This window comes from Chondromyces apiculatus DSM 436, assembly GCF_000601485.1.
GTDB lineage: Bacteria > Myxococcota_A > Polyangia > Polyangiales > Polyangiaceae > Chondromyces > Chondromyces apiculatus.
The window spans coordinates 1-1,033 of sequence record NZ_ASRX01000170.1 but is presented as its reverse complement, the minus strand read 5'-3'; the positions used below and the strand labels follow the sequence as shown (position 1 = coordinate 1,033).

Below are 1,033 nucleotides of genomic sequence, written 5' to 3'. Positions count from 1 at the left end.
GCGAACGCCGCGACGGACGCATGCTCCATCAACCCATCGCCTGCCCACGCCGCCGCCAGCGCCTCCCGCTCCTCCTCGCCCAGTTCCTCGACCCGGGGCGCGAGCCCTCCACCGCTCCAGCCCCCCACGGTCACCTCGGCGCTCCTGCCGTACCCCGAGGCCGTTGCCGTCAGCGGCCGCCCATCCACCAGAAACGGCCGCCCGACCTCGCCGCAGATCCCCTGCTGCACCGTGTAGCAGCACCGCGTCGACTCCTGGTAAGGCCCATCCAGCACGACCTCCGTGTACGTGTAGTCCGGAGGCGCGCAGTCGTTCGCCTGGAAGTACGGCAGCGCATCGTTCACGCCCGGGCACAGGGTGTCTACCAGCCACTCGAAGCACGCGTACACCCCGTCCGGCCCCGAGCTGACCGCGTTCGGCCCCGAGGTGACCGAGATGGCCGTGACCCCCGAGGTCACCACGCTGATCACCGTGACCTCCGACGTCGGCCCCGCCCCACCCGTCCCGCCCGCGCCCCCTGTCCCGTCCACGCGATCCACCACCACGTTCCCCCCGCAGCTCGCCACCACGGCTGGCGTCGCGAACGCCGCAGCGCCTGCGATCTGGAGCAGCCGCGTGGCGAGGGCCTGTCGAAAGCGGAGCGTACGATCCATGGCTGAAAGCTCCCTGCTGGCGAGCGTCGCGCAGCGCGCCGCCCATCCTGGACGACCTCGCGAGAATACCCGATTCATCCTGGCGCAGGCGCGTGGCTCCGGCGAGGCGCGACGACGCGCTGCACCGCAAACCGACCGTCCACCCCGGGGAGCCCCGCTGGACGGACCCTCAGCGCGTCAACTCACCCCACCGCCCCGCCATTCAGCCCAGCAGCGCCCGAGCCGACGTCAGCACCACCTCGCGCAACGCCCGCGCCGCCGCTTGCTGCGCCACCGCCGTCGTGAGCCTCCCGTGCGCCTCCAGCACCCCCCGCGGATCGTCCTCGACGCCTCCGGCCGTGACCCCGGTCTGCGCTGCCTCCGCGAACACCTCCGCGACG

At 72.9% G+C, this 1,033-nt stretch carries 1 pseudogene; it reads right to left on the bottom strand.

From position 1 onward, the window contains the following. Positions 1-653 (bottom strand): annotated as a pseudogene (locus tag CAP_RS43295) (hypothetical protein); the annotation flags it as partial. Positions 654-1,033: the final 380 nt, after the last annotated feature.